The sequence below is a fragment of the Massilia sp. UBA6681 genome (assembly GCF_002454935.1).
GTDB lineage: Bacteria > Pseudomonadota > Gammaproteobacteria > Burkholderiales > Burkholderiaceae_D > Telluria > Telluria varians.
Genome location: NZ_DKJX01000095.1, coordinates 88,624 through 113,239, shown reverse-complemented (window position 1 = coordinate 113,239; position 24,616 = coordinate 88,624). Strand labels below are relative to the sequence as shown.

21 protein-coding genes are annotated in these 24,616 nt (G+C 65.1%); 14 read left to right on the top strand and 7 right to left on the bottom strand.

The window, feature by feature from the left end; translation table 11 throughout:
- Positions 1–160: 160 nt before the first annotated feature.
- Positions 161–1,774 (bottom strand): propionate catabolism operon regulatory protein PrpR, encoded by a 1,614-nt coding sequence (prpR, locus tag B2R83_RS17225; protein WP_292043882.1) that lies wholly within the window; start codon positions 1,772–1,774, stop codon positions 161–163.
- A gap of 161 nt (positions 1,775–1,935) precedes the next feature.
- Here prpR and B2R83_RS17220 point away from each other — a divergent pair, with 161 nt between their 5' ends.
- Together B2R83_RS17220 and B2R83_RS17215 are read left to right on the top strand one after the other, a co-directional pair.
- Positions 1,936–2,280 carry a DUF485 domain-containing protein gene (locus B2R83_RS17220; protein ID WP_051306790.1) on the top strand — a complete coding sequence of 115 codons (345 nt, stop codon included), beginning with the start codon at positions 1,936–1,938 and terminating at the stop codon, positions 2,278–2,280.
- Positions 2,277–3,938: a cation acetate symporter gene (locus B2R83_RS17215; protein ID WP_292043875.1), complete on the top strand. Its 1,662-nt coding sequence runs from the start codon at positions 2,277–2,279 to the stop codon at positions 3,936–3,938. The genes B2R83_RS17220 and B2R83_RS17215 overlap by 4 nt, the downstream gene beginning before the upstream one ends.
- Before the next feature lie 64 nt (positions 3,939–4,002).
- Here the strand turns inward: B2R83_RS17215 and B2R83_RS17210 are convergent, their stop codons facing one another.
- Genes B2R83_RS17210 through B2R83_RS17200 form a run of 3 tightly spaced genes read right to left on the bottom strand, consistent with a single transcriptional unit; the run spans position 4,003 to position 5,361 of the window.
- On the bottom strand, positions 4,003–4,374 hold the full coding sequence (locus B2R83_RS17210; protein WP_292043873.1) for a hypothetical protein: 372 nt from the start codon (positions 4,372–4,374) through the stop codon (positions 4,003–4,005).
- On the bottom strand, positions 4,375–4,812 hold the full coding sequence (locus tag B2R83_RS17205) for a penicillin-insensitive murein endopeptidase (RefSeq protein WP_292043866.1): 438 nt from the start codon (positions 4,810–4,812) through the stop codon (positions 4,375–4,377).
- A 57-nt stretch (positions 4,813–4,869) separates the two neighbouring features.
- Positions 4,870–5,361, bottom strand: coding sequence for an Hcp family type VI secretion system effector (locus B2R83_RS17200; RefSeq protein ID WP_292043863.1), 492 nt, complete (start codon positions 5,359–5,361; stop codon positions 4,870–4,872).
- A gap of 343 nt (positions 5,362–5,704) precedes the next feature.
- Here B2R83_RS17200 and prpB point away from each other — a divergent pair, with 343 nt between their 5' ends.
- The 5 genes from prpB to B2R83_RS17175 all read left to right on the top strand — a co-directional run bounded on the left by prpB (position 5,705) and on the right by B2R83_RS17175 (position 14,681).
- Entirely contained in the window at positions 5,705–6,595 is an 891-nt protein-coding gene (gene prpB, locus B2R83_RS17195; protein ID WP_292043862.1) for a methylisocitrate lyase, read from the top strand.
- A gap of 23 nt (positions 6,596–6,618) precedes the next feature.
- Positions 6,619–7,779 (top strand): bifunctional 2-methylcitrate synthase/citrate synthase, encoded by a 1,161-nt coding sequence (prpC, locus tag B2R83_RS17190; protein ID WP_292043860.1) that lies wholly within the window; start codon positions 6,619–6,621, stop codon positions 7,777–7,779.
- 177 nt (positions 7,780–7,956) lie between these two features.
- Positions 7,957–10,563, top strand: a complete 2,607-nt coding sequence (acnD, locus tag B2R83_RS17185; RefSeq protein WP_292043926.1) for a Fe/S-dependent 2-methylisocitrate dehydratase AcnD — start codon at positions 7,957–7,959, stop codon at positions 10,561–10,563.
- A 156-nt stretch (positions 10,564–10,719) separates the two neighbouring features.
- Positions 10,720–11,919 carry a 2-methylaconitate cis-trans isomerase PrpF gene (gene prpF, locus B2R83_RS17180; protein ID WP_292043858.1) on the top strand — a complete coding sequence of 400 codons (1,200 nt, stop codon included), beginning with the start codon at positions 10,720–10,722 and terminating at the stop codon, positions 11,917–11,919.
- Positions 11,920–12,050: 131 nt separating this feature from the next.
- Complete coding sequence (locus B2R83_RS17175; protein WP_292043856.1) at positions 12,051–14,681, top strand: bifunctional diguanylate cyclase/phosphodiesterase; 2,631 nt, start codon at positions 12,051–12,053, stop codon at positions 14,679–14,681.
- Here B2R83_RS17175 and xth read toward each other — a convergent pair.
- A complete protein-coding gene (gene xth / locus B2R83_RS17170) occupies positions 14,670–15,437 on the bottom strand; it encodes an exodeoxyribonuclease III (RefSeq protein WP_292043925.1) in 768 nt (255 codons plus the stop codon). The two genes, B2R83_RS17175 and xth, sit on opposite strands and share 12 nt — an antisense overlap.
- 500 nt (positions 15,438–15,937) lie before the next feature.
- On the opposite strand from xth, the gene B2R83_RS17165 reads away from it, so the two are divergent.
- The 3 genes from B2R83_RS17165 to B2R83_RS17155 all read left to right on the top strand — a co-directional run bounded on the left by B2R83_RS17165 (position 15,938) and on the right by B2R83_RS17155 (position 17,024).
- Positions 15,938–16,288: a hypothetical protein gene (locus B2R83_RS17165; protein WP_027866250.1), complete on the top strand. Its 351-nt coding sequence runs from the start codon at positions 15,938–15,940 to the stop codon at positions 16,286–16,288.
- Position 16,289: 1 nt separating this feature from the next.
- Positions 16,290–16,496, top strand: coding sequence for a DUF1653 domain-containing protein (locus B2R83_RS17160; protein WP_292043853.1), 207 nt, complete (start codon positions 16,290–16,292; stop codon positions 16,494–16,496).
- Between the two features lie 69 nt (positions 16,497–16,565).
- Positions 16,566–17,024, top strand: coding sequence for a hypothetical protein (locus B2R83_RS17155; RefSeq protein WP_292043851.1), 459 nt, complete (start codon positions 16,566–16,568; stop codon positions 17,022–17,024).
- A gap of 106 nt (positions 17,025–17,130) precedes the next feature.
- Here the strand turns inward: B2R83_RS17155 and B2R83_RS17150 are convergent, their stop codons facing one another.
- Positions 17,131–18,633 (bottom strand): leucyl aminopeptidase, encoded by a 1,503-nt coding sequence (locus B2R83_RS17150; protein ID WP_292043850.1) that lies wholly within the window; start codon positions 18,631–18,633, stop codon positions 17,131–17,133.
- Positions 18,634–18,708: 75 nt separating this feature from the next.
- Here B2R83_RS17150 and lptF point away from each other — a divergent pair, with 75 nt between their 5' ends.
- The 4 genes from lptF (at position 18,709) to B2R83_RS17130 (ending at position 23,905) form a co-directional block, all read left to right on the top strand.
- On the top strand, positions 18,709–19,875 hold the full coding sequence (lptF, locus tag B2R83_RS17145) for an LPS export ABC transporter permease LptF (RefSeq protein ID WP_292043848.1): 1,167 nt from the start codon (positions 18,709–18,711) through the stop codon (positions 19,873–19,875).
- Complete coding sequence (gene lptG / locus B2R83_RS17140) at positions 19,872–21,056, top strand: LPS export ABC transporter permease LptG (RefSeq protein ID WP_292043846.1); 1,185 nt, start codon at positions 19,872–19,874, stop codon at positions 21,054–21,056. Before lptF ends, lptG begins: the two co-directional genes overlap by 4 nt.
- The gene (locus B2R83_RS17135) at positions 21,056–21,424 is read left to right on the top strand and encodes a sirohydrochlorin chelatase (protein WP_292043844.1); all 369 of its coding nucleotides are present in this window, start codon (positions 21,056–21,058) and stop codon (positions 21,422–21,424) included. Before lptG ends, B2R83_RS17135 begins: the two co-directional genes overlap by 1 nt.
- Positions 21,425–21,625: 201 nt before the next feature.
- On the top strand, positions 21,626–23,905 hold the full coding sequence (locus B2R83_RS17130; protein WP_292043842.1) for a DUF4214 domain-containing protein: 2,280 nt from the start codon (positions 21,626–21,628) through the stop codon (positions 23,903–23,905).
- Here B2R83_RS17130 and cobA read toward each other — a convergent pair.
- Complete coding sequence (cobA, locus tag B2R83_RS17125) at positions 23,896–24,612, bottom strand: uroporphyrinogen-III C-methyltransferase (protein ID WP_292043839.1); 717 nt, start codon at positions 24,610–24,612, stop codon at positions 23,896–23,898. The two genes, B2R83_RS17130 and cobA, sit on opposite strands and share 10 nt — an antisense overlap.
- Positions 24,613–24,616: the final 4 nt, after the last annotated feature.

Genomic DNA, 24,616 nt, shown 5'->3' with positions numbered 1-24,616 from the left:
TGATACGGCGATAATTTAACACGGTGTTGATCCAGCGCGGGGTGGGGAATTTGTAGGGTGGGCGGCTTGTCCGCCCACGCGGTGATAGGTAGTGGCGCTGCTTTCGTGCCGGATGATCTCGCTGTCAACTATCACCGCGTGGGCAAGAAACTTGCCCACCCTACGTATTCTCGCTCCGCAAGCGCCGCCACAGGGTCGTACGGCTGATGCCCAGATGCTTCGCCGCCGCATCGCGCTGGCCGTTGAAGCGCGCCAGCACCGCCGCAATGCTCTCGGTATCGGCCTCCGGCGTGGACGCAGGCACCGTCGCCGCCTTGTTTAGTTCAGGAGCAATCGACACCAAGAAACTCGGCGTCAAGGCCTGCAGCGGCTCCGCCGCCAGGAACAGCGCCAGCCGCTCCATCAGGTTGCGCAGCTCGCGCACGTTGCCGGGCCAGCCGTAGGCTTCCAGCACGGACGCGCAGGCCCGCATCTCGGCGTGCAGGTTCGGGTGCGGTCTGGCGCCCAGCGCTGCCAGCGCATTCTTGAGCGACCATTCCCCCAGGGGCACGATATCCGCGACCCGTTCGCGCAGCGGCGGCAGGCTAAGTCGCAGCACCGCCAGCCGGTAGAACAGGTCGGCGCGGAAGCGCCCCTCGCGCACGCGCGCATCCAGGTCGCAGTGGGTCGCGCTGATCACGCGCACCTCGATCGGCACCGGCCGCGTGCCGCCCACGCGCATCACTTCGCGCTCTTCCAGCACGCGCAGCAGGCGGGTCTGCAGGCCAAGCGGCATTTCGCCGATCTCGTCGAGGAAGAGGGTGCCGCCGTTGGCCGCCTCGAACAGGCCGGCGTGGCCGCCGCGGCGCGCGCCGGTAAAAGCGCCTTCCTCGTGGCCGAACAGTTCGGATTCCAGCAGCGATTCCGCGATCGCGCCGCAGTTCACCGCCACGAAAGGACGGTTGGCGGCGCGCGCCGGGCCTTCGCGGTGGATGGCCTGCGCCACCAGTTCCTTGCCGCTGCCGGTCTCGCCCTGGATCAGGACCGTGGCCGGCGAGCGCGCGTACAGCACCACAGTCTGGCGCAGGCGCTCCATCGCGTTCGATTCGCCGCGCAGGTCGTGCAGGCCGCGCCGCGCACGGCGCGCATCCGCGCCCGCGCTGCCGGCTATCCTGCGGCCGCGGCTCGCTTCCAGGTGGGTCAGGCGCGCCATCTCCAGCGCGTCGTCGAAAGCCTGGCGGATCGAGGCGGCCGAGTACAGGAACACCCCGGTCAGGCCCGCCTCCTCGGCCAGGTCGGTGATCAAACCGGCGCCGACGATCACCTCGACCCCAAGCGCCTTGAGTTCGTTGAGGGAGGCGCGTGCGTCTTCCTCGGTCACGTAGGTGCGCTGCGCGATTGCGATGCCGAAGGTGTCGGCGAACTCGGCCAGTTCGCGCAGCGGCGCCTGGTAGGTGATGACGCCGATGCGGTTCGAGACGCGGCGGGCGCGCGCCAGCGCCTGCATCACGTCGAAGCCGCTGGCCTTGGCCACCACCACCGGCACCGAAATCCGGCCCTTGAGGTAGGCGGCGTTCGATCCGGCGGCGATTACCACGTCGCAACGCTCGGTCGCGAGGCGCTCGCGTAGCGTGCGCGCGGCTTCGTCGAAACCGAGGTGGACCGGTTCGATCGTCGCCAGGTGGTCGTACTCGAGGGTGATGTCGCGGAACAGGTCGGACAGGCGCGACACCGACACGGTCCAGATGACCGGCTTGTCGCCGCCGTCGCCGTGGCTGCGTGTGGATGAACTCATGCGGCAAGTGTAGCCGATTCCATGCGCCTGCCTTGAACTTGCAGGGCCGGCTGCTGTCAGTTACGCGTAAGCCAGCGTAAGAATGAGGTAAGGGCGCACCCGTAGGATTGGATCCAGCCCTGAATACCAGGCATCACCAGAATAGATAACAGGAGACACAAGTGGATCAAGACATCGTTCGGCGGGTCAAAGCCGACCCCAACTATCGCAAGCTGGTCACGAAGCGTTCGCGCTTCGGCTGGATCCTCACCTGGAGCATGATGGTCGTGTACTACGGCTTCACCCTGCTCTGCGCCTTCGACAAGGAATTCATGGGCAGCCGCATCGGCGACGGCGTCATGACCTGGGGCATTCCCCTGGGCCTGTTCGTGATCCTGTTCACGGTCGTGGTGACTGCCGTCTACGTACGCCGCGCCAACAGCGAATACGACCAGCTGACCGAGGCCATCAAGGCCAATGTTGCCGGCGGCAACGGCAGCGGCAGCGGAAAGAAGGTGGCAGCATGAAGGCCCTGAACCGTTCTTCCGTCGCAGCGGCGCTGCTGCTCGCCAGCGGCGCCGTCCTGGCCGCGCCCGACCTCGGCCAGGCCACCAAGCAGGCCACCAACTGGACCGCGATCAGCATGTTCGCGCTGTTCGTGGTGGCAACCTTGTTCATCACCAAGTGGGCCGCCGCCAAGACCCGCTCGGCCTCCGACTTCTACACCGCCGGCGGCGGCATTTCCGGCTTCCAGAACGGCCTGGCGATCGCCGGCGACTTCATGTCGGCGGCAAGTTTCCTCGGCATCTCGGCCGCCGTGTTCCTGGACGGCTTCGACGGCTTGATCTACGCGATCGGCTTCCTGGTCGGCTGGCCGGTCATCACCTTCCTGATGGCCGAGCGCCTGCGCAACCTGGGCCGCTACACCTTCGCCGACGTGGCCGCCTACCGCTTCCACCAGAAGCCGATCCGCGTGTTCGCGGCCTCCGGCACCCTGGTGGTGGTGGCCTTCTATCTGATCGCGCAGATGGTCGGCGCCGGCCAGCTGATCAAGCTGCTGTTCGGCCTCGAGTACTGGATCGCCGTCGTCATCGTCGGCATCCTGATGATGGTCTACGTGCTGTTCGGCGGCATGACCGCGACCACCTGGGTGCAGATCATCAAGGCCGTGCTGCTGCTGTCGGGCGCGTCCTACATGGCCTTCGCGGTGCTGGCGCAGTACAACTTCAGCCCGGAACAGCTGTTCTCGGCCGCCACCGAGGTGCACGCCAAGGGCGATTCGATCATGGGCCCGGGCACCTTCCTGAAAGACCCGATCTCGGCGATCTCCTTCGGCATGGCGCTGATGTTCGGCACCGCCGGCCTGCCGCACATCCTGATGCGCTTCTTCACCGTCCCGAGCGCGAAAGAGGCGCGCAAGTCGGTGCTGTGGGCCACCACCTGGATCGGCTACTTCTACATCCTCACCTTCATCATCGGCTTCGGCGCGATCGTGCTGGTCGGCACCAACCCGGCCTTCAAGGATGCGGCCGGCAAGCTCCTGGGCGGCAACAACATGGCGGCAGTGCACCTGGCCAATGCCGTGGGCGGCGACATCTTCCTGGGTTTCATCTCGGCGGTGGCCTTCGCGACCATCCTGGCGGTGGTGGCCGGCCTGACCCTGTCGGGCGCCTCGGCGGTGTCGCATGACTTGTACGCCACCGTGTTCAAGAAGGGCAAGGCCAACAGCGCCGACGAACTGAAGGTCTCGAAGATCACCACCATTGCGCTGGGCGTGATCGCGGTGCTGCTCGGGATCGCCTTCGAGAAGCAGAACGTCGCCTTCATGGTGTCGCTGGCCTTCGCGATCGCGGCCTCGGCCAACTTCCCGGTGCTGTTCATGTCGGTGCTGTGGAAGGATTGCACTACCCGCGGCGCCACCGTGGGCGGCTTCCTGGGCCTGGCCACCGCGGTCGTGCTGACCGTGGTGTCGAAGTCGGTGTGGGTCGACGTGCTCGGCAACGCCACCGCGATCTTCCCCTATACCTCGCCGGCGATCTTCTCGATGGCGGTGGGCTTCTTCGGCATCTGGTTCTTCTCGGTGACCGACAAGAGCCCGCGCGCCGCGATCGACAAGGCTGGCTTCGAGGCGCAGGAAGTGCGTTCGGAAACCGGCATCGGCGCGGCCGCGGCAAGCGCACACTGAACGGTCAACGATTGGACGAGACCCCGCTGCGGCGGGGGTTTTGCGTCCTATATGAAGGTATTTGTCAGCAGCTTCCGCCCGAGTGCGGTTTCCCTGTCCTCAAATCGAAACCAAGGAAGCACATGTAGCCATCGCTCGGCATGTAGGAACACCATAGTTCGCCTTTACTTCTCATCCGCTCGCCATCTTCAGCGCTGCAACTTACTCCTTTTGCGTCTGGTCCGATGGAGTCGAAAATTTCTTTGGCAGCTTGCCCCCGGATAGCAATCGCAAGCTTCCTGTCGGTGTTTGTAGGTGGCCTCCTGTCCCCCGACTCACCTGCGTAGATCAGATAGCTCGCTTCCTTCAGCGGCTTGTTCGCACCAGTCCACTTGTTCCTATCCTCTGCATTTGCCGTCGACGCCAGCAAGAAGACCATAGCGAGAAAATTCTTCATCTACGCTCCCCCCAGCTTAATTGCAACGTGAAAGTGGTCATCATGCTTGACCCAACGCCGCACTCCGGCAGTACGGGTGTCGTTGAACAAGATTTGTTTGACAAGCGGATGCGAGAAGAAGATGCCGATAAGTTTCGCAGTAGCTTCTGGATCGTATTCGGATTGCTCCCAGGTGACAGGAAGATGAAGACCATCTTTTCTCACCGGCCTGACATCGACTTGAAGTCCATTGATATGCGAACGATGCTCTTCAGTTCTCTTCTGACCATTGTAAAGACTGATGTTCCCGACACCAAACTTTCGCTTTTCCGTAGCAGCCCATTCGCGTTCAACCCAGAGTAGAACGGTCATCATTGATGGATGGGCGTACTGATAGGCACCTCCCGCTGGAGTACCATAAATATAGTATCCCGCTTCTTCTGGGGCCTGCAGCAACATGAAGTAGCTGCGGGGGTCGGTCGGCTGGATAGGGACTCCGTTAGCCATAGAGCTACCTCACGCACACCTGTTGCATGCCAGATCCCATCCGCCGGACGTATTGCCCGAGATGCCTCCGCCGATCTTTTGCTGTGTGTATTTCCACTTCACCTTTGAAAAGCGAAGCCCGATCGAGTCATGCAGAATGCTCCCTTCATGCACGACCTGATCCATGTTCGCAATCAGCACATTCTCGAGCTCGACCTCATAGTATTTTATGGGCTTGCCGTCGCCATCCGCCCGCATGAATTCAAGCTTGGCTTTGGGGATGGTCTTCCCCATGGAGCAATATTGCATGAGGATAGGGGAGGCGAGATCGGCAAGTTTGGTAAGAGCAATGGTCTTGTGCTCGCACCGCTCAGCAGTATGCCCGCCAGCTGTAGATGCCGTGGCACTCTTGGGCTGCTTGACACCCATTGAAGCCGAACCGATTTCTATCCAGCCCGAATGGCCTGCATCCTGCGACTCGCCTTTAATTCCATCAATTTGCAGGTAGACGTCGACAGCCATAGTAATGCTCCAGTTGTAAGTAATACCGCAGTTGAGCACAGCTATCGAGCACACCAGTTAGCAGGCATCAAACCCACGCAAAAGCGGTGCTCGGTGCCGAGGGCGCCAAAAGTGCCGAGAGGACGGATCCGCATCTTGATGCTTCTTACTGCAACCGATATCATGTTTCATTTGCGTTTCACGTTTCACAGACTTGAAACAGATCGGTCGGAAAATGTAGAAGCCGGCACGACGTTGAACTGCAAGTCTTTGAAAATAAGGGGAATTAGCGATTGGCCATTGCTGGCACGCTGTTTGCATTAACAACCTATATTCGATCAACCCATCATTCGAAAGCTTAAGCATGAGCCACTACTCCGCCGGCGCCGCGTTCCGCAAGGCCGTCCAGGAAGAATCCCCGCTGCAGGTCATCGGCGCCATCAATGCCAACCACGCGCTGCTGGCCAAGCGCGCCGGCTACCGCGCCATCTACCTGTCGGGCGGCGGCGTCGCTGCCGGCTCCCTGGGCCTGCCGGACCTCGGCATTTCTGGCCTGGAAGACGTCCTGATCGACGTGCGCCGCATCACCGACGTGTGCGACCTGCCGCTGCTGGTCGACATCGACACCGGTTTCGGCGCCTCGGCCTTCAACGTCGCGCGCACCGTGCGCTCGCTCATCAAGGCCGGCGCCGCCGCCTGCCACATCGAGGACCAGGTCGGCGCCAAGCGCTGCGGTCACCGTCCGGGCAAGGAAATCGTCAGCAAGGACGAGATGGTCGACCGCGTGAAGGCCGCGGCCGACGCGCGTACCGATGAGGACTTCGTGATCATGGCGCGCACCGATGCGCTGGCCGTGGAAGGCCTGGACGCCGCCATCGAGCGCGCTATTGCCTGCGTGGAAGCCGGGGCCGATATGATCTTCCCCGAAGCCATGACCAGCCTGGAGATGTATAAACAGTTCGCCGATGCCGTGAAGGTGCCGGTGCTGGCCAACATCACCGAGTTCGGCGCGACCCCGCTGTTCACGCTGGACGAACTGCGCAGCGCGAACGTGAGCATCGCCCTGTACCCGCTGTCGGCTTTCCGCGCCATGAACAAGGCGGCCGAGAACGTCTACAACGCGATCCGCCGCGACGGCACCCAGCAGAACGTGCTCGACACGATGCAGACCCGCGCCGAACTGTACGACCGCATCGACTACCACAGCTACGAACAGAAACTGGACGCGCTGTTCGCCCAGAAGAAGACCAAATAATTCAGCCTCAGGAGATTCCACGCATGAGCACCCAGAACAACGAGACCCCAACGTTCAAGCCGAAGAAATCGGTGGCCCTGTCCGGCGTCGCTGCCGGCAATACCGCGCTGTGCTCGGTCGGCAAGACCGGCAACGACCTTCATTACCGCGGCTACGACATCCTGGACGTCGCCACCACCTGCGAATTCGAAGAGATCGCCTACCTGCTGGTGCACGGCAAGCTGCCGACCCAGGCGGAACTGAAGGGCTACAAGGCCAAGCTGAAATCGCTGCGCGGCCTGCCGCAGGCGGTCAAGAGCGCGCTGGAAGCGCTGCCGGCCGGCGCCCATCCGATGGACGTGATGCGTACCGGCGTGTCGGTGCTGGGCTGCACCCTGCCGGAAAAGGACGACCACAACGTCCCGGGCGCGCGCGACATCGCCGACCGCCTGATGGCCTCCTTCGGCTCGATGCTGCTGTACTGGTACCACTTCAGCCATGCTGGCCGCCGCATCGACGTCGAGACCGACGACGATTCGATCGGCGGCCACTTCCTGCACCTGCTGCACGGCGAAAAGCCGCGCGACTCCTGGGTGCGCGCGATGCACACCTCGCTGATCCTGTACGCCGAGCACGAATTCAACGCCTCGACCTTCACCTCGCGCGTGATCGCCGGCACCGGTTCCGACATCCACTCGGCCATCACCGGCGCGATCGGCGCCCTGCGCGGCCCGAAGCACGGCGGCGCCAACGAAGTCGCGCTGGAAATCCAGAAGCGCTACGAGAACGCCGACGAGGCCGAAGCCGACATCCGCAACCGCGTGGCCAACAAGGAAGTCGTGATCGGCTTCGGCCACCCGGTCTACACCATCAGCGATCCGCGCAACGTGGTGATCAAGGAAGTGGCGCGCACCCTGTCGCAGGAAGCCGGCTCGATGAAGATGTTCGACATCGCCGAGCGCCTGGAATCGGTGATGTGGGAAGTCAAGAAGATGTTCCCGAACCTGGACTGGTTCTCGGCCGTCTCGTACCACATGATGGGCGTGCCGACCGCCATGTTCACGCCGCTGTTCGTCATCTCGCGCACCTCCGGCTGGGCCGCGCACATCATCGAGCAGCGCATCGACAACAAGATCATCCGCCCGAGCGCGAATTATGTGGGTCCGGAAGACCTGCAGTTCGTGCCGATCGCGGACCGTAAATAACAGAAGCATCCACGCGGCTCATCAGTTTTGACCCGCGCCCCCAAGACCGTCATACCGGCGAAGGCCGGTATCCAAGTTTTGCTTGAATAGCCTGCACACAAAATTGGATTCCGGCCTGCGCCGGAATGACGGCTCGAAGGCTAGCTAAACAATCAGGCGCTATCGAGCTTCATCATGATGAACACCAACCACCGCAAACCCCTTCCCGGCACGGGCCTGGACTACTTCGACACGCGCGCCGCGGTCGAGGCCATCCAGCCCGGCGCCTACGACACGCTGCCCTACACCTCGCGCGTGCTGGCCGAGAACCTGGTCCGCCGCTGCGACCCGGCCAGCATGCTAGATGCCCTCAAGCAGATCATCGAACGCAAGCGCGACCTCGACTTCCCGTGGTTCCCGGCGCGCGTGGTCTGCCACGACATCCTGGGCCAGACCGCGCTGGTCGACCTGGCCGGCCTGCGCGACGCCATCGCGGAGCAGGGCGGCGACCCCGCCATGGTCAATCCGGTGGTCCCGACCCAGCTGGTGGTCGACCACTCGCTGGCCGTCGAGTGCGGCGGCTTCGACCCGGACGCCTTCGCCAAGAACCGCGCCATCGAGGACCGCCGCAACGAAGACCGCTTCCACTTCATCGAGTGGACCAAGAAGGCCTTCCAGAACGTCGACGTGATCCCGCCGGGTAACGGCATCCTGCACCAGATCAACCTCGAGCGCATGTCGCCCGTCATCCAGTCCGAGCAGGGCGTGGCCTATCCGGACACCCTGGTCGGCACCGATTCGCACACCCCGATGGTCGACGCCCTGGGCGTGATCGCGATCGGCGTGGGCGGCCTGGAAGCCGAAAGCGTCATGCTGGGCCGCGCCTCGTACATGCGCCTGCCCGACATCGTCGGCGTCGAGCTGACCGGCAAGCCGCAGCCCGGCATCACCGCCACCGACATCGTGCTGGCGCTGACCGAGTTCCTGCGCAAGTCGAAAGTGGTTTCGGCCTACCTCGAGTTCTACGGCGAAGGCGCGTCCAGCCTGACCCTGGGCGACCGCGCCACCATCTCGAACATGGCGCCGGAATTCGGCGCCACCGCCGCGATGTTCTACATCGACGAGCAGACCATCAAGTACCTGCGCCTGACCGGCCGCGAGGAAGAGACCGTGCAGCTGGTCGAGGCCTATGCCAAGGAAGCCGGCCTGTGGGCCGACAGCCTCAAGACCGCCCAGTACGAGCGCGTGCTGTCCTTCGACCTGTCGTCCGTGGTGCGCAATATCGCCGGTCCGTCGAACCCGCACAAGCGCGTGCCGACCTCGGAACTGGCCGAGCGCGGCATCGCCGCCAAGGTCGAGAACGAGCCGGGCCTGATGCCGGACGGCGCCGTAATCATCGCGGCGATCACCAGCTGCACCAACACCAACAACCCGCGCAACATGATCGCGGCCGGCCTGATCGCCCGCAACGCCAACCGCGCAGGTCTTACCCGAAAGCCTTGGGTCAAGAGTTCGCTGGCGCCGGGTTCCAAGGCCGTGGCCCTGTACCTGGAAGAAGCCGGCCTGATGCCGGAGCTGGAAAAGCTGGGCTTCGGCGTGGTCGCCTTTGCCTGCACCACCTGCAACGGCATGAGCGGCGCGCTGGATCCGACCATCCAGCAGGAGATCATCGAACGCGACTTGTATGCGACCGCCGTCCTGTCGGGCAACCGCAACTTCGACGGCCGCATCCACCCCTACGCCAAGCAGGCCTTCCTGGCCTCGCCGGCGCTGGTGGTGGCCTATGCGATCGCCGGCAGCATCCGCTTCGACATCGAGAAGGACGTGCTGGGCACGGACGCTTCCGGCAAGGAAATCCGCCTGGCCGATTTGTGGCCGTCGGACGACGAGATCGATGCCGTCGTTTCGAGCGCCGTCAAGCCGGAGCAGTTCCGCAAGGTCTACACGCCGATGTTCGCGCGCGTCGTGGACGATGGCGAGAAGGTCAGCCCGCTGTACGACTGGCGCCCGCAGAGCACCTACATCCGCCGTCCGCCGTACTGGGAAGGCGCGCTGGCCGGCGAGCGCACTTTGGCCGGCATGCGTCCGCTGGCGGTCCTGGGCGACAACATCACCACCGACCACCTGTCGCCGTCGAACGCGATCCTGCTGGATTCGGCCGCCGGCGAATACCTGGCGAAGATGGGCCTGCCGGAAGAAGACTTCAATTCCTACGCCACCCACCGCGGCGACCACCTGACCGCGCAGCGCGCCACCTTCGCCAACCCGACCCTCAAGAACGAGATGGTGCTTGACGCCGAGGGCCGTGTGAAAGCCGGCTCGCTGGCGCGCATCGAGCCGGAAGGCACCGTGACGCGTATGTGGGAAGCGATCGAGACCTACATGGAGCGCAAGCAGCCCCTGATCGTGATCGCCGGCGCCGACTACGGCCAGGGCTCGTCGCGCGACTGGGCGGCCAAGGGCGTGCGCCTGGCGGGCGTGGAAGCGATCGTGGCCGAAGGCTTCGAGCGCATCCACCGCACCAACCTGGTCGGCATGGGCGTGCTGCCGCTCGAGTTCAAGCCGGGCGTGAACCGCTTGAGCCTCGGCATCGACGGCACCGAGACCTTCGACGTGATCGGCGAGCGTACGCCGCGCACCGACCTGACCTTGGTGATCCACCGCAAGAACGGCGAGCGCGTCGAGGTCCCGGTGACCTGCCGCCTCGACACCGCCGAGGAAGTGGCGATCTACGAGGCGGGCGGGGTGCTGCAGCGCTTTGCGCAGGATTTCCTCGAGTCGTCGGTTCCGAAAGCGGCTGCGTAAGCAGGACACGGCGTACATTATTTGACGCGCCTCATGCACGTCATCCCCGCGAAGGCGGGGATCCAATCTTGTTCGCAGGCTGCTCGCGCAAACTTGGATTCCCGCCTTCGCGGGAATGACGGTTTTTAGGCCAACAATGAAACGAACGTTAGCGATATGGCCCACACTCCCCAAATCAAAATCCCCGCCACCTACATGCGTGGCGGCACCAGCAAAGGCGTGTTCTTCCGCCTGCAAGACCTTCCCGAAGCCGCGCGCGTGCCCGGCCCGGCGCGCGACGCGCTGCTGTTGCGTGTGATCGGCAGCCCCGACCCCTACGGCAAGCAGATCGACGGCATGGGCGGCGCTACCTCCAGCACCAGCAAGGCCGTGATCGTCGCCAAGAGCGACAAGGCCGACCATGACGTCGACTACCTGTTCGGCCAGGTCTCGATCGACAAGCCTTTTGTGGACTGGAGCGGCAACTGCGGCAACCTGTCCTCGGCGGTCGGCTCGTTCGCCATCGCCAGCGGCCTGGTCGACCCGGAACGCGTGCCGCAGGACGGCATGGCGACTGTGCGCATCTGGCAGGCCAACATCGGCAAGACCATCATCGCCCACGTCCCTGTAAGCAAGGGCGAGGTGCAGGAAACCGGCGACTTCGAACTCGACGGCGTGACCTTCCCGGCGGCCGAGGTGCAACTGGAGTTCCTCGACCCGGCGGCCGAGGAGGAGGGCGCCGGCGGGTCGATGTTCCCGACCGGGAACCTGGTCGACGAGCTGGACGTCCCGGGTGTCGGACGGCTGCAGGCGACCATGATCAACGCCGGCATCCCGACCATCTTCGTCAATGCCGAAGCGATCGGCTACACCGGCACCGAGCTGCAGGACGCCATCAACGGCGACCCGCGCGCGCTGGCCATGTTCGAGACCATCCGTGCCCACGGTGCCCTGCGCATGGGTCTGATCAACAGCATCGAGGAAGCGGCCAAGCGCCAGCACACGCCCAAGGTGGCCTTCGTGGCGAAACCGGCGAACTACGTCTCCTCGAGCGGTAAGCAAGTGAACGCGGCCGACGTCGACCTCCTGGTGCGCGCGCTCTCGATGGGCAAGCTGCACCACGCGATGATGGGCACGGCCGCGGTGGCCATCGGCACCGCCGCCGCGATCCCCGGCACCCTGGTCAACCTGGCGGCCGGCGGCGGCGAGCGCAGCGCGGTGCGCTTCGGCCATCCGTCCGGGACCCTGCGGGTGGGGGCGGAGGCGGTGCAATCGAAGGGCGAATGGAGCGTCGCCAAAGCGATCATGAGCCGCAGCGCGCGCGTGCTGATTGAAGGCTGGGTGCGTGTTCCGGGCGATTATTTCGAAGAAGCTTGAAGTAACTCGCCTGCATGATTGATGGGCCGTAACAACACGGCCCATCTTTTGTGCCTCTTAGTTTTGGAACAAGAAGGCTTTGTGGTTTATGATTTCTAAATGGCAAGTTAGCCGAGAGACAATCACGAACCATGGACCGACACTCCGGCGAGCTCCAGCTCGCAGCAGGCGACGCCTCTGCCGACCAGGCCCTGCCGCCTGACGCCCGCGATCTCGAACACGAGATGCTGCGCATCGCCCTGCGCGACCAGCACGCCATCCTGGAAAACGCGCCGGTCGGCATCGTCTTCACGCTGCCCGGCCAGTTCAAGTCCTGCAATCCGCGCATCTGCGAGATGCTCGACTATTCCTACTCCGAGCTGAGCCGCCTGCGTCCGGCCGACCTGTTCACTTCACAAGAGGCCTATCAGACGCTGGTGTCGGAAGCCTATCCGGTGCTGGCCGCCGGCGGCCTGTACGAAAAGGGCGAGCACCCCTTCCGCCTGCGCGACGGTTCGATCATGTGGGCGCGCCTGCGCGGCCGCGCGGTCGACCCCAATGCGCGCGAGGCCGGCACCATCTGGATCGTCGAGGACGTGACGCAAACGCGCCAGGCCATGATCGAGGTCCAGGCCATCATGACCAATGCCACGGTCGGGATCATGTTCTCTCGCAACCGCGTGATCCAGCGCTACAACCCGGCCTTCGCCGCCATGTTCGGCTGGCGCGACGGCGAGGCGCTGGGGCGCTCGACCCGCATCATGTACCCGGACGACGACAGTTTCGTCGCGGGCGGCGAGCGTTCCTATCCGCAGCTGGCGCGCGGCCTGCCGTACCGCGCCGAACTGGAACTGGTGCGCAAGGACGGCGAGCCGATCTGGGTGCAGGTCAACGGCTACCTGTTCAATCCGGATGACCCGGACCTCGGCACGGTGTGGATGTACGAAGATCGCACACGCGAGAAAGAGGACGAAGTCCAGCTGCGCAACGCGCTGATGGAGAACCGCGCCATCCTCGACAACGCGGTGCTGGGCATCGCGGTGGTCGAGGACGGCGTCACCCTGCATTGCAACAGCAAGATGGAGGAGCTGTTCGGCAGCCCCGCCGGCGGCATGGACGGCACCCCGGTGCGCGCCCTGTACCCGGACGAAGCCAGCTGGAAGCTGGCGCGCCTCGACACCGCGCGCAGTTTCGGCGCAGGGCAGGTGCACACGGCGGAATACCGGATGGCGCGGCGCGACGGCACGCCGTTCTGGGCGCGCCTGTCGGGCCGCCTGTTCGATGCCGACCAGAAGAGCGGGCGCAGCGTCTGGCTGATCGACGACGTCACCGCGCGGCGCGAGGCGGCCGATGCGATCCGGCGCGCGCGCGACGAGCTCGAGATCCGGGTGGCGGAGCGCACCGCCGAACTGGCCGGGGCCAACGCCTTGCTGCAGGAAGAAATCGCCGAACGGCGCCAGGCCGAGGCGCGGGTGCACCACATGGCCTACCACGACAGCCTGACCGGCCTGCCGAACCGCGCGCTGCTGTCCGACCGGCTCGAGTGCGCGTTGCGCGCGGCCCAGCGCAACGCCAAGGATGGCAAAGGGCGGCTGGCCGTGATGTTCCTCGACCTCGACCGCTTCAAGACCATCAACGACTCGCTCGGCCACGCCACCGGCGACCAGCTGCTGCGCGAGGTCGCGCGGCGCCTGGGCACGGCGGTGCGCGACAGCGACACCGTGGCGCGCCTGGGCGGCGACGAGTTCGTGGTGCTGCTGCCGGAGGTCGGCGGGGCGCGCGAGTGCGCCCAGGTGGCCGACAAGATCATCGGCCTGCTGGCCACCCCGTACCCGTTCGAGGGCCGCAGCCTGCACATCACGCCTTCGATCGGCATCTGTCTGTACCCCGACGACGGCAAGGACGTCGACACCCTGATGCGCCATGCCGACGCGGCGATGTACCACGCCAAGGCGGCCGGCCGCAACAATTACCAGTTCTTCGACCAGCGCATGAACCAGGCGGCGGCGCGCCGCTTCGAGCTGGAATCGCAGCTGCGCGGGGCGCTCGCGCGCGGGGAATTCGAGCTCTACTACCAGCCCATCGTCGACACCGGCACGCGCCGCCTGCACGCGCTGGAAGTGCTGCTGCGCTGGCGCCGCGACGGAGAGAATGTGGTGGGGCCGGACGAATTCATCCCGATCCTGGAAGAGAACGGGATGATCGTGCCGGTGGGGGAGTGGGTGGTTCAGAGCGCCTGCGAGCAGTGCATCGCCTGGCAGCGCCAGGGCTTGCTTGCGGCGCCGCTGGCGATCAACCTGTCGGCGCGCCAGTTCATGCACGATGGGCTGGTGTCCTCGATCCGCCGCATCGTCGGCGAGACCGGCATCGACCCCGCGCTGGTCGAATTCGAACTGACGGAGACCGCGCTGATGCAGCATGGCGGGCAGACGCTCGAGATCCTCCGCCAGATCAACGGCATGGGCATGCGCCTGTCGATCGACGATTTCGGCACCGGCTATTCGAGCCTGGCCTACCTGAAGCGCTTCCCGGTCCGCAAGATCAAGATCGACCGCGCCTTCGTGCGCGAGCTCGAAGCCAGTGCGGAAGACCGCGCCATCGTGGCGGCGGTGATGGCGCTGGCCAACAGCCTGGGGCTGTCGGTGGTGGCCGAAGGCGTCGAGACCGAAGGGCAGGTCGCGCTGCTGGGCAGCTACGGCTGCCAGTTCGCGCAGGGCTACCTGTTCGCGCGGCCGCTGCCGGCCCTGGAGGCGGCGCGGCTGCTGGACGGTTCAGTCGGCTAGGGTCGCCACGACGGGGGCATGGTCCGACGGCTGCTCCCACTTGCGCGTCTCGCGGTCGATGTGGCAGGCGGTGCAGCGTTTCGCCAGTGCCTCGGTGAGCAGGATATGGTCGATGCGCAGCCCGCGGTTGCGGCGGAAGGCCAGGTTGCGGTAGTCCCACCAGCTGTACTGCTTCTCCGGCTGTTCGAACAGGCGGAAGGCATCCGTCAGGCCCAGCGCCATGAATTCCTGCAGCGCCGCGCGTTCCGGCGGGGTGAAGTGGATGTGGTTTTCCCATTCGCTTGGCTCGTGCACGTCGCGCGCTTCCGGGGCGATGTTGTAGTCGCCCAGCACGGCCAGCTGCGAATGGCTGCGCATTTCCTCGGCCACCCAGGTGCGCAGGCCTTCCAGCCAGGCCATCTTGTAGGCGAATTTGTCGCTGCCGATTTCCTGTCCGTTCACCACATAGGCGCAGATGATGCGCATGCCGGCGATGGTCGCGGCGATCAGGCGCTGCTGCTCGTCCTCGAAATGGGGATTGCCCTTCTGGACGTCCTCGATCGGATGCTTCGACAGGATCGCCACGCCGTTATAGGTTTTCTGGCCGGTAAAAACGACCTGGTAGCCGGCGCCGTTGATCTCGGCCAGCGGGAATTTGTCGTCGGTGAGCTTGGTCTCCTGGATGCACAGGACGTCGACCGGATTGGCTTCCAGCCAGGTGAGCAGGTGCTGGAGGCGGACTTTCAGCGAATTGACATTCCAGGTGGCGATCTTCATGGGCATGGGGACGGGTGGCAAAGGCGGCATGATAACCGCTTCCAGGATCAGCGGATAGCCAAGGGCTTTATCCCGGCAATGCAATCCAATCCCCGATTTATTCTGGGTGAATCATTGCCAACGATATGACAGTTGTATTTATGCTAGTCACACAGCAATTGTTATTAAAGAGCCACTAACATTGCGTGTCGTGCAAGGGGCTATGCTAGAATAACTTAATAGAATAATAAAGAAGTTGGCAAATTTATGCTGTGCGGGCTGTAAAAACGTTCGCAAAAGAATTAAACTAGCGCCGAAGCATTTAACACTGTTTCTGTGTGGAATATAATAATTGCGTTAAGGCAACTAACGCTGTACTATTTGCACACCTGGAAACAAGTTCGGTTGCCGCATGCACGCTCAATCGTGCGGGCATGTTGGCAAGGTGCAAAATGGTACTATTCGAAACCTTGTTTTTTCGATAGCAAATGAACCCGAACGCCGATTTACAAAGGACTGAAATGCGCAATGCATTCGAAGCGTGGGCCCAACGCGAAGGCCACATTACGCGCCGCCGCGAAGACAAGCCCGAGGAATACCTCGTCTATGAAACCCAGCGCCGCTGGGTGATCTGGCAGGCTGCCCTGACGCACGGCGCCAAGGCTGCGGCCGAGGCGCCGTCGAAGTTCGCCAAGGAAGGCGAGCAAAAGCCTGCGGTCACGCAGGACGAAGCCGCGGTGCGCAACCGCGTGCTCAACGAAGTGCTCGACGCCTTCAGCGAGCTGGATGAAGCCGCCGGCATGGAAGGCGTGCTGAAGGTCATCCAGGGCCTCAAGAAAAAGCAGAAGACGCTGGAAGAGACCAAGGCCTGAATTGGCGGCGGGACGGCGCTACCGCCATTACAAGGGCGGCATCTACGAGCTGGTCTGCGAAGCCGTCATGGAAGCGGACCACACGCCCGTGATGGTCTACCGCGGCCAGGACGGCGCCGTCTGGGTGCGCCCGCGCGCCGCCTTCTTCGAGACGGTCAGCGTCGAGGGCATGGCCGTGCCGCGCTTTTCCGTCATCGGGGACGAATAGCGTCCTGCCCTTCAGGATACGCTCTTGCCTGCCGTTAATGGGGCATACAGTATTTCTGGCAGGCCCCCCATGTCGCGTTTTTCCCGGTTTTTTCTCCCACTCCTGTTCGGACCGCTCTTTCTTGGCGGCTGTGCCACCGTGTCCGATGCGCCCCTGCAGCAGCAGGTCGAACTGCACGCCGTGCTCGATTACCAGGAAGTCGGCGGGGTGGGCTGCCTCCTGAGCAATAATCTCGGGCGCTGGTTCGTGGTGGCCCCCGGCCGCGTCACCATCTCACGCAGCGCAGAACCCCTGGTCGTCAGCTGCAAGAAGGCGGGCCTGGGGATGGGGCAGGAAGCATTCGGGTCGCGCCCTGATGCAATGAGCCTGATGGGCAACGTGGTGATCAGTGCCGGCATGGGATTCGCAGTGGACAAATATTCGGGCGCCAGCTGGTCGTATCCCGCCAACCTGACCGTGTTGATGACACCGGCGAAGCCGCCCGAGGAGCTGGCGGCGGCCGAGCGGGTCCAGAGCGCCGTTTTCTAAGGTATGAAATGCAACAGCCCCGCATGCGGGGCTGCTTTTCTTGGTGAAATAATATTTCACCACAGCGCCCTGATGAAAGAATATTTCATCGGGGCGCCCCTGCGTATTACACGCGGTTCATCAGGAAGGTGGTCAGCAGCGGCACCGGACGGCCGGTCGCGCCCTTGTTCGCACCTGACTTCCAGGCGGTGCCGGCGATGTCCAGGTGGGCCCAGGTGTACTTGCGGGTGAAGTTCTCCAGGAAGCAGGCCGCGGTGATCGAGGCCGCGCCCGGGGTGCCGATGTTGGCCAGGTCGGCGAAGTTCGACTTTAGCTGCTCGTTGTAGTTCTCGCCCAGCGGGAAGCGCCATGCCACGTCGCCGGCCTGCTTGCCGGCGTCCAGCAGCTCCTGGGCCAGCGCGTCGTGCGCGTCGTCGTGGCGGGTGAACAGGCCGCTGGTGTGGTGGCCCAGGGCCACGATGCAGGCGCCGGTCAGCGTCGCGACGTCGACCACGGCGGCCGGCTTGAAGCGCTCGGCGTAGGTGAGGGCGTCGCACAGGATCAGGCGGCCTTCGGCGTCGGTGTTCAGGATCTCGATGGTGAGGCCGTTCATCGAGGTCACGATGTCGCCCGGCTTGCTGGCGCGGCCCGACGGCATGTTTTCGCAGGCCGCCACGATGCCGATCACGTTCAGCTTGAGATTCATCTCGCCGATCGCGCGGAAGGTGCCCAGCACCGAGCCGGCGCCGCACATGTCGTACTTCATCTCGTCCATGCCCGGACCCGGCTTGAGCGAGATGCCGCCGGTGTCGAAGGTGATGCCCTTGCCGACCAGCACGGTCGGTGCATCCTTCTTGTTGCCGCCCATGTGCTTGAGCACGATGAACTTCGGCGCTTCGTCGCTGCCCTTGGCCACCGACAGGAAGCTGCCCATCTTCAGCGCTTCGAGCTGCTTGCGCTCCAGGACTTCGATCTCGAAGCCATACTCGTCCGCCAACGAGCGTGCGGTATTGGCCAGGTAGGTTGGAGTGCAGACGTTCGGCGACAGGTTGCCCAGTTCCTTGGTCAGGGCCATGCCGTTCGAGATGGCGACGGCCTGGGCCAGGGTGCCCTTGAGCTGGGTGGCGGCGTTGGCGGCGTCGGCGGCGATGACGATCTTGCGCACGCCTGCCAGGGCCGGATCCTTCTTGCTCTTCTGGGTATCAGTTCTGTGTTCGGTCTCATTGGCGGCGATCACCAGTGCACGCACCGCCCAGTTGACGTCGCGGTCTTTCACATCCGCCAGCGGGAATGCGATAATGGCATCCTGGCTGCCCAGGGTGGCGAACACCTTCAGGGCCGCGCCGATCGCGGTGCTGTAGTTCTTTTCGCTCAAGGCATCGGCCGTGCCCATGCCCACCAGCAGCACGCGTGCCGCGCCGACGCCCTTCACGCCGCGCAGCAGCAGGGTCGAACCGGCCTTGCCGCTGATGTCGCCGGACTTGAGCGCCGCGGTGATGTCGCCGCCGGCATCCAGGGCCTTGGCAGCCTGCGACAGGGTCTTGTTTTCGAACACGGCAACCGCCACCACGCCGGCTTTCGCGGCGGCCAGGGTGGTCTTGGTGTCGAATGCTTTTATGCTAAAGTCCATTTTTGGTTCTCCGGTTTGATTTCGCGGCGCATTTGCATACTCATGTGCCTAACCTGCAATTATAGCTATTATTGAATGATCTTTCGACGCGCCCTGCAACGTGAATTGGCCAGTTCGGCCGGCGCCACCTTTACGGTGCTGTTCACGATCCTTGTCACCTGGACGCTCATCAAAGTCCTCGGCACGGCCGCCGGCGGCAAGGTCGATCCAAGCGATGTCCTGGCCCTCATCGGTTTCGCCATCCTCAATTACCTGCCCACCATCCTGACCCTCACCGTCTTCATTTCGGTGCTGGCGGCGGTCACGCGCAGCTACCGCGATTCCGAGATGGTCGTCTGGTTCGCGTCCGGCACCTCGCTGATGCGCTGGATCCGCCCCGTGCTCACCTTCGGCCTGCCGATCGTGGCCGTGGTGGCCGCGCTGTCGCTGGTGGCGGCGCCATGGGCCGCGCTGAAGCGCGCCGAGTTCGTGGAGCGCTTCCAGAAGCGCGAAGACCTCAAGCGCGTGGCGCCCGGCCAGTTCCGCGAATCCTCGTCCGCCGACCGCGTGTTCTTCGTCGAACGCTCCACCACCGGCGCCACCGTGGTGCAGAACGTGTTCGTCAATTCGCAGGACAAGAACGGCAATACCTCGGTCGTCGTCGCCAAGGAAGGCGTGATCGAGTCGGATTCCAAGGGCGGCCAGTACCTGGTGCTGAGCAATGGCCGGCGCTATTCCGGCACCCCGGGACAGGCCGACTTCCAGTCGATGGAGTTCGACCGCTACAAGATGCGCGTCGCCACCCGGGTGCCGGTGCTCGGCACCGACACGCCCACCAACGCCTTGCCCACCGCGATGCTGCTGCAGGTCGAGAACCAGTACACCCGCGCCGAGCTGCTGGCGCGCATCTCGGCGCCGGTCATCTGCCTGGTGCTGATGCTGCTGGCGATCCCGCTCGGCTTCGTCAATCCGCGCGCCGGCAGTTCGGCCAACATGATCCTGGCGCTGCTGATTTTCTTCACTTACCTAAACCTGAACAAGATGATGGAGAAGAGCGTCCAGCGCGGCAGGCTCGAATTCGACATGGCCTGGTGGCCGCTGCACCTGGCCGCCGCGCTCACGGTGGCGGTGCTGTTCGCCTGGCGCCTGAACGTCAACCACCGCTGGCATCCGCTGGCGCTGCTGGGCGCCTGGAAGCGCCGCCGACGCGGGCAGGGCAAGGCCCCGGCTCCCCAGCCGCTGGCGAAGGCGGAGGCCGAATGAGCATCCTGCAACGCTATTTCGCGGTCAACATCCTGCAGGCAGTCGCCTTTGTGGCGGTCGCCTTCCTCGCCCTGATCTCCTTCATGGACCTGACCGCCGAGCTGCCTTCGGTGGGCAAGGGCGGCTACGAATTCGAGCATGCGGTGATGTACGTGCTGCTGCTGGTGCCGGGCAACGTCTACCAGGTGATGCCGGTGGCGGCCCTGATCGGCACCATCTACACGATGGCGCAGTTCGCATCGAGCTCCGAGTTCACCATCATGCGCGCCTCCTCGATGTCGACGCGCATGGCGGGCTGGATGCTGTTCAAGGTCGGCCTCGTGCTGGTCTTGATCACCTTCATCTTCGGCGAGCTGATCACGCCGCGCACGGCGCCGATGGCCGAGCGCGTGCGCCTGGCGGCGAAGGGCTCGACCATGTCGGCCGAGTTCCGCTCGGGCATGTGGACCAAGGACAGCATCCATGCCGAGGGCGTCAAGGGCCCGGTGATCGGCACGCGCTTCTTCAACGTGCGCCAGGTCCGTTCCGACGGCCAGCTGGTCGACGTGCGCCTGTACGAATTCGACGCCAACATGCGCATGCGCGCCCTGATCACTGCCAGCAGCGGCAGCTACCGCGGCAACAATACCTGGCGCCTGCTTGGTGTCACCGAGACCATGTTCTCCAACAGCCGCGTGCTGCCCGCGCCGGGCACGCCGGTGCCGCAGGGGCAGTCGATTGCCGCCACCTTCGGCCAGGACACCTTAGCCGTCGCCACCCGCAAGTTCGAGACCCTCGACCTGGCCTCGGAGATCACCCCGAAGATCCTGTCGGTGTCGCGTTCCGACCCGGAGCGCATGTCGGCCAACGAACTGGCCGTCTACACGCGCCACCTGGCGGAAAACCGCCAGGAGACCGGGCGCTTCAAGGTGGCGTTCTGGAAGAAGCTCATCGATCCGCTGTCGATCCTGGTGCTGATGGCGCTGGCGCTGCCCTTCGCCTACCTGCACACGCGCAGCGGCGGCGTGAGCCTCAAGATCTTTGTCGGCATCATGATCGGCGTCGGCTTCCTGCTGCTGAACGCCTTGTTCTCGAACCTGGGCGTCCTGACCGCGCTGCCGGCCTTCTTCACCGCGGCCGCACCGAGCCTGCTGTTCCTGCTGCTCGCGATCGGCGCCCTGATGTGGGTGGAAAGACACTGATGAAACGCGCACTCGTCCTGTTTGCACATGGCGCGCGTGCCCAATCCTGGGCCGCGCCTTTCGAACGCCTGCGCGAGCAGTCGCAGAGCAGGCTGCCCGGCGTGCCGGTGCGCCTGGCCTTCCTCGAACTGATGGAACCGCGCCTGCCCGCCGCCATCGATGCGCTGGTGGCCGAGGGCGTCGGCGAGATCGCGGTGGTGCCGGTGTTCCTGGGCCAGGGCGGCCACCTGCTGCGCGACCTGCCGCAGCTGGCGGAGGGCATCCGCGCCGCGCATCCGGGCCTGCGCCTGGAAGTGGCCGGTGCGATCGGCGAAGACCCGCAGGTACAGGCGGCCATGACCGACTATTGCATTCGCGCGCTCGGGTAAAACATTTTTATCGTCTTGTCCAGTTTTGTGCTGGCAAGGCGTTAACGGGCTTGGCAAAGCCGGCAATATTACGTTGGTTTTGCACCATATTGCCGCATGGAATTTAATTTCCTTATTTAAATACTGGTTTCTGTAGGGCATCATCGTTTCTGTTCAGTGCCGCGCACGCCCGCGCGGCCAGCTTCCAGAAACCTGCCGCCCATGAGCACCGATACCACCGATTACGCCCCAGTCGGCATCCTCGACGACCGCGATGTCCTGTTCACCACCTTGCGCAGCGGCGAACTCGCCGCCACGCTGACCCCGATCGACTGGGGCCTGCCGACCGGCGGGCGCTGGGTCATCGATGGCCAGTCGGTGCCTGGCCTGTTCTCGATCTCCTACAACCCGGCGACCGACACCACGGCGCGCCTGATCCTCAACGACGCGGCGCTGCTGCCGGCCGCCGGCAGCGGCGTGGCGGTCACCGTGCATTACTACGACCGCTACCAGATCGATGGCTACGGCAATCCGCTGCCGGGCAAGGGTATCGCCGAGACGCTGGTGTACAGCGTCGAAGCCGGCAGCTCGCGCGACCTGGCCGGGTTCGGCAGCGAGTTCGCCCTCGGTGCGGCGGCGCCTTCCGCCAACCCCGAACTGGCGACACTGTCGACCGGCGCGTTCATCGCCGTCTGGCAGGCGCCGAACGGCAGCGTGGTCGGGCAGCTGCGCAGCGCCAGCGGCGCCGCACAAGGGCAGGTCATCGCCATTAGTTCGACCGGCGACGGCGCCGTGGAAGGCGCGCCCGCGGTGGCCGCGCTGGCGGACGGCCGTTCGGTGGTGGCCTACACCAGCACCGACGGCCTCGGTACCCGCATCGCCTACCGCGTTCTCGACGCCGGCGGCAATCCGGGCGCCGAAGTCGTCGTCGGCGCCGCCGGCCTTGACACGGCCATGCCCGACGTGACCGCATTGCGCGACGGCTCCTTTGCGATCGCCTGGCGCAGCGGCGGGCAGGTGCACGTGCGCAGCGCCGACGCCAACGGCAACCCGCAAGGCGCCGAGCAGGTCTACGGCACGCTGGGGACGGCCTTCAGCCCGAGCATCTCCGTCGGCGCCGGCGGCTACGTCGTCGCCTGGGGCGAGCTGGGCGACGGCAACGTCTACGCCGCGCAGGCCGGCGGCGCGACGATCCTGGTGAGCGGCGACGGGCTGGCCGCCAGCATCGCCACGGCGGCGCCGCAGCCGAGCGTCACCGTGCTGGCCGGGGGCGGCTTCGTGGTGACCTGGGACAGCTATGCGAATTCCCCGTGGGGCTTCGCGAGCAGCGACATCTTTTTCCAGCGCTTCGACGCCGCCGGCAATCGCCTGGGCGACATGACGCAGGCCAACCTGGATGCCGGCGGCGGCCGCTTCGAAGCCAGCACGGTCGCGCTGGCCGACGGCGGCTTCCTGGTCGCATGGCAGAGCGGGAGCGGCGACTTCGACGGCAACGGCGTCTTCGGCCGGCGCTTCGCCGCCGACGGCAGCGCACTCGATGCGCGCGAATTCGGGATCAACGAAATGCGCCAGGGAGACCAGGCCAACCCGGTCCTGAGCGCACTCGCGGGTGGCGGATTCGCCGCCGCCTGGATCGATACCCAGGCCGATGGGAAGGTGCAGGTCGAGGCCCGCGTGCTGGCCGGGATCGAGCCGCCGCCGATGGTCTCGGCACCGGCGACGGGCACGGCGCCGGAGCCAGTCCCGGCTCCAGCCCCGGCTCCAGTTCCAGCGCCGGCCCCGGCCCCGGCCCCGGCTCCGGCTCCGGCTCCAGTTCCAGCCCCCACGCCATCCACGGGTTCGGGCAGCACGGGCACCACTACCGGCAGCGGCTCCTCCATCGCTCCCACGGTGAGCGGCAGCGATGGCGCCAACCTGATCAAGGCAATGGCGGGCAACCAGAGAATCGACGGCCTGGGCGGCATCGACACGATCGAGTACGGCAGCTACAAGAGCCTGTTCGACATCACGCGCACCGCGACCGGCACGACCGTCGTCGATCGCTTCGGCGCCGGCGGCACCGACACGCTGGTGAACGTCGAGCGCCTGAAGTTCGCCGACGTCTCGGTGGCGCTGGACATCGAGGGCACCGCCGGCCAGGCCTACCGCCTGTACCGGGCAGCCTTCGACCGCGCGCCGGACAAGGAGGGCGTGGGCTACTGGATCAAGATGATGGATGCGGGCGTGACGCTGGAGCAGGTGGCGGCGGGCTTCACCGGCAGCGACGAATTCAAGAGCCTGTACGGCGCCAACGCGAGCGACGCGCAGTTCGTCGCACTCCTGTACAACAACGTGCTGCACCGGAGCGCCGAAGGCGCGGGCTACGATTACTGGATGAAGGCGCTGACCGAGCTGCACACCCCGCGCGAGCAGGTGCTGGCCTTCTTCAGCGAGAGCGCCGAGAACCAGGCGCAGGTGATCGGGGCGATCCAGAACGGGATCGAGTTCACGCCCTACGTCTGATGTTCGCGTTTGGCGAGCGCCTCGCCGAGCATCACCAGCACCGGTCCGTGGCCCGGCTCCAGGCCGCGCGCCAGATCGGATAGGGTCAGCCGCAGGATACGCTCATCCGCCCGGCTGCAGTTTTCCACCACGACGACGGGCAGGTCCGGCCGCCGTCCTTCCGCCAGCAGGCGCTCGGCGGTGGCCGCGGCTTCGCGTCCGCCCATGTACTGCACCAGGGTGTCGGTCTCGGGCAGGGCAGGATGGTCGGGCTGGTCCGGCGCGGTGCTCGACGTGAAGAAGGCGACGCTGCGCGCCACGCCGCGCTTGGTCAGCGGCTGCTTGGTCGCGGCCGCGGCGGCAACCGCCGTCGTGATGCCGGGGACGACTTCGACCTCGATGCCGGCCGCTTCCAGCGCGCGCAGTTCTTCGTCGGCGCGCCCGAACAGCATCGGATCGCCGCCTTTCAAGCGCACCACCTGCCTGAACTTGCCGGCGCATTCGACCAGCTGCTGGTTGATGATGGTTTGCGCGGTGGAGCGCTGGCCCGAGCGCTTGCCGACGGAAATCAGCTCCGCCTGGCGGCACAAGGCCAGCATCTCGGGCGTGACGAGGGCGTCGTAGAGCACGACGTCGGCCTGCTCCAGCAGGCGCGCGCCGCGTACGGTGATGAGGTCGGCGGCACCGGGTCCGGCTCCTACCAGATAGACTTTCCCCAGTGCCGCCATACGC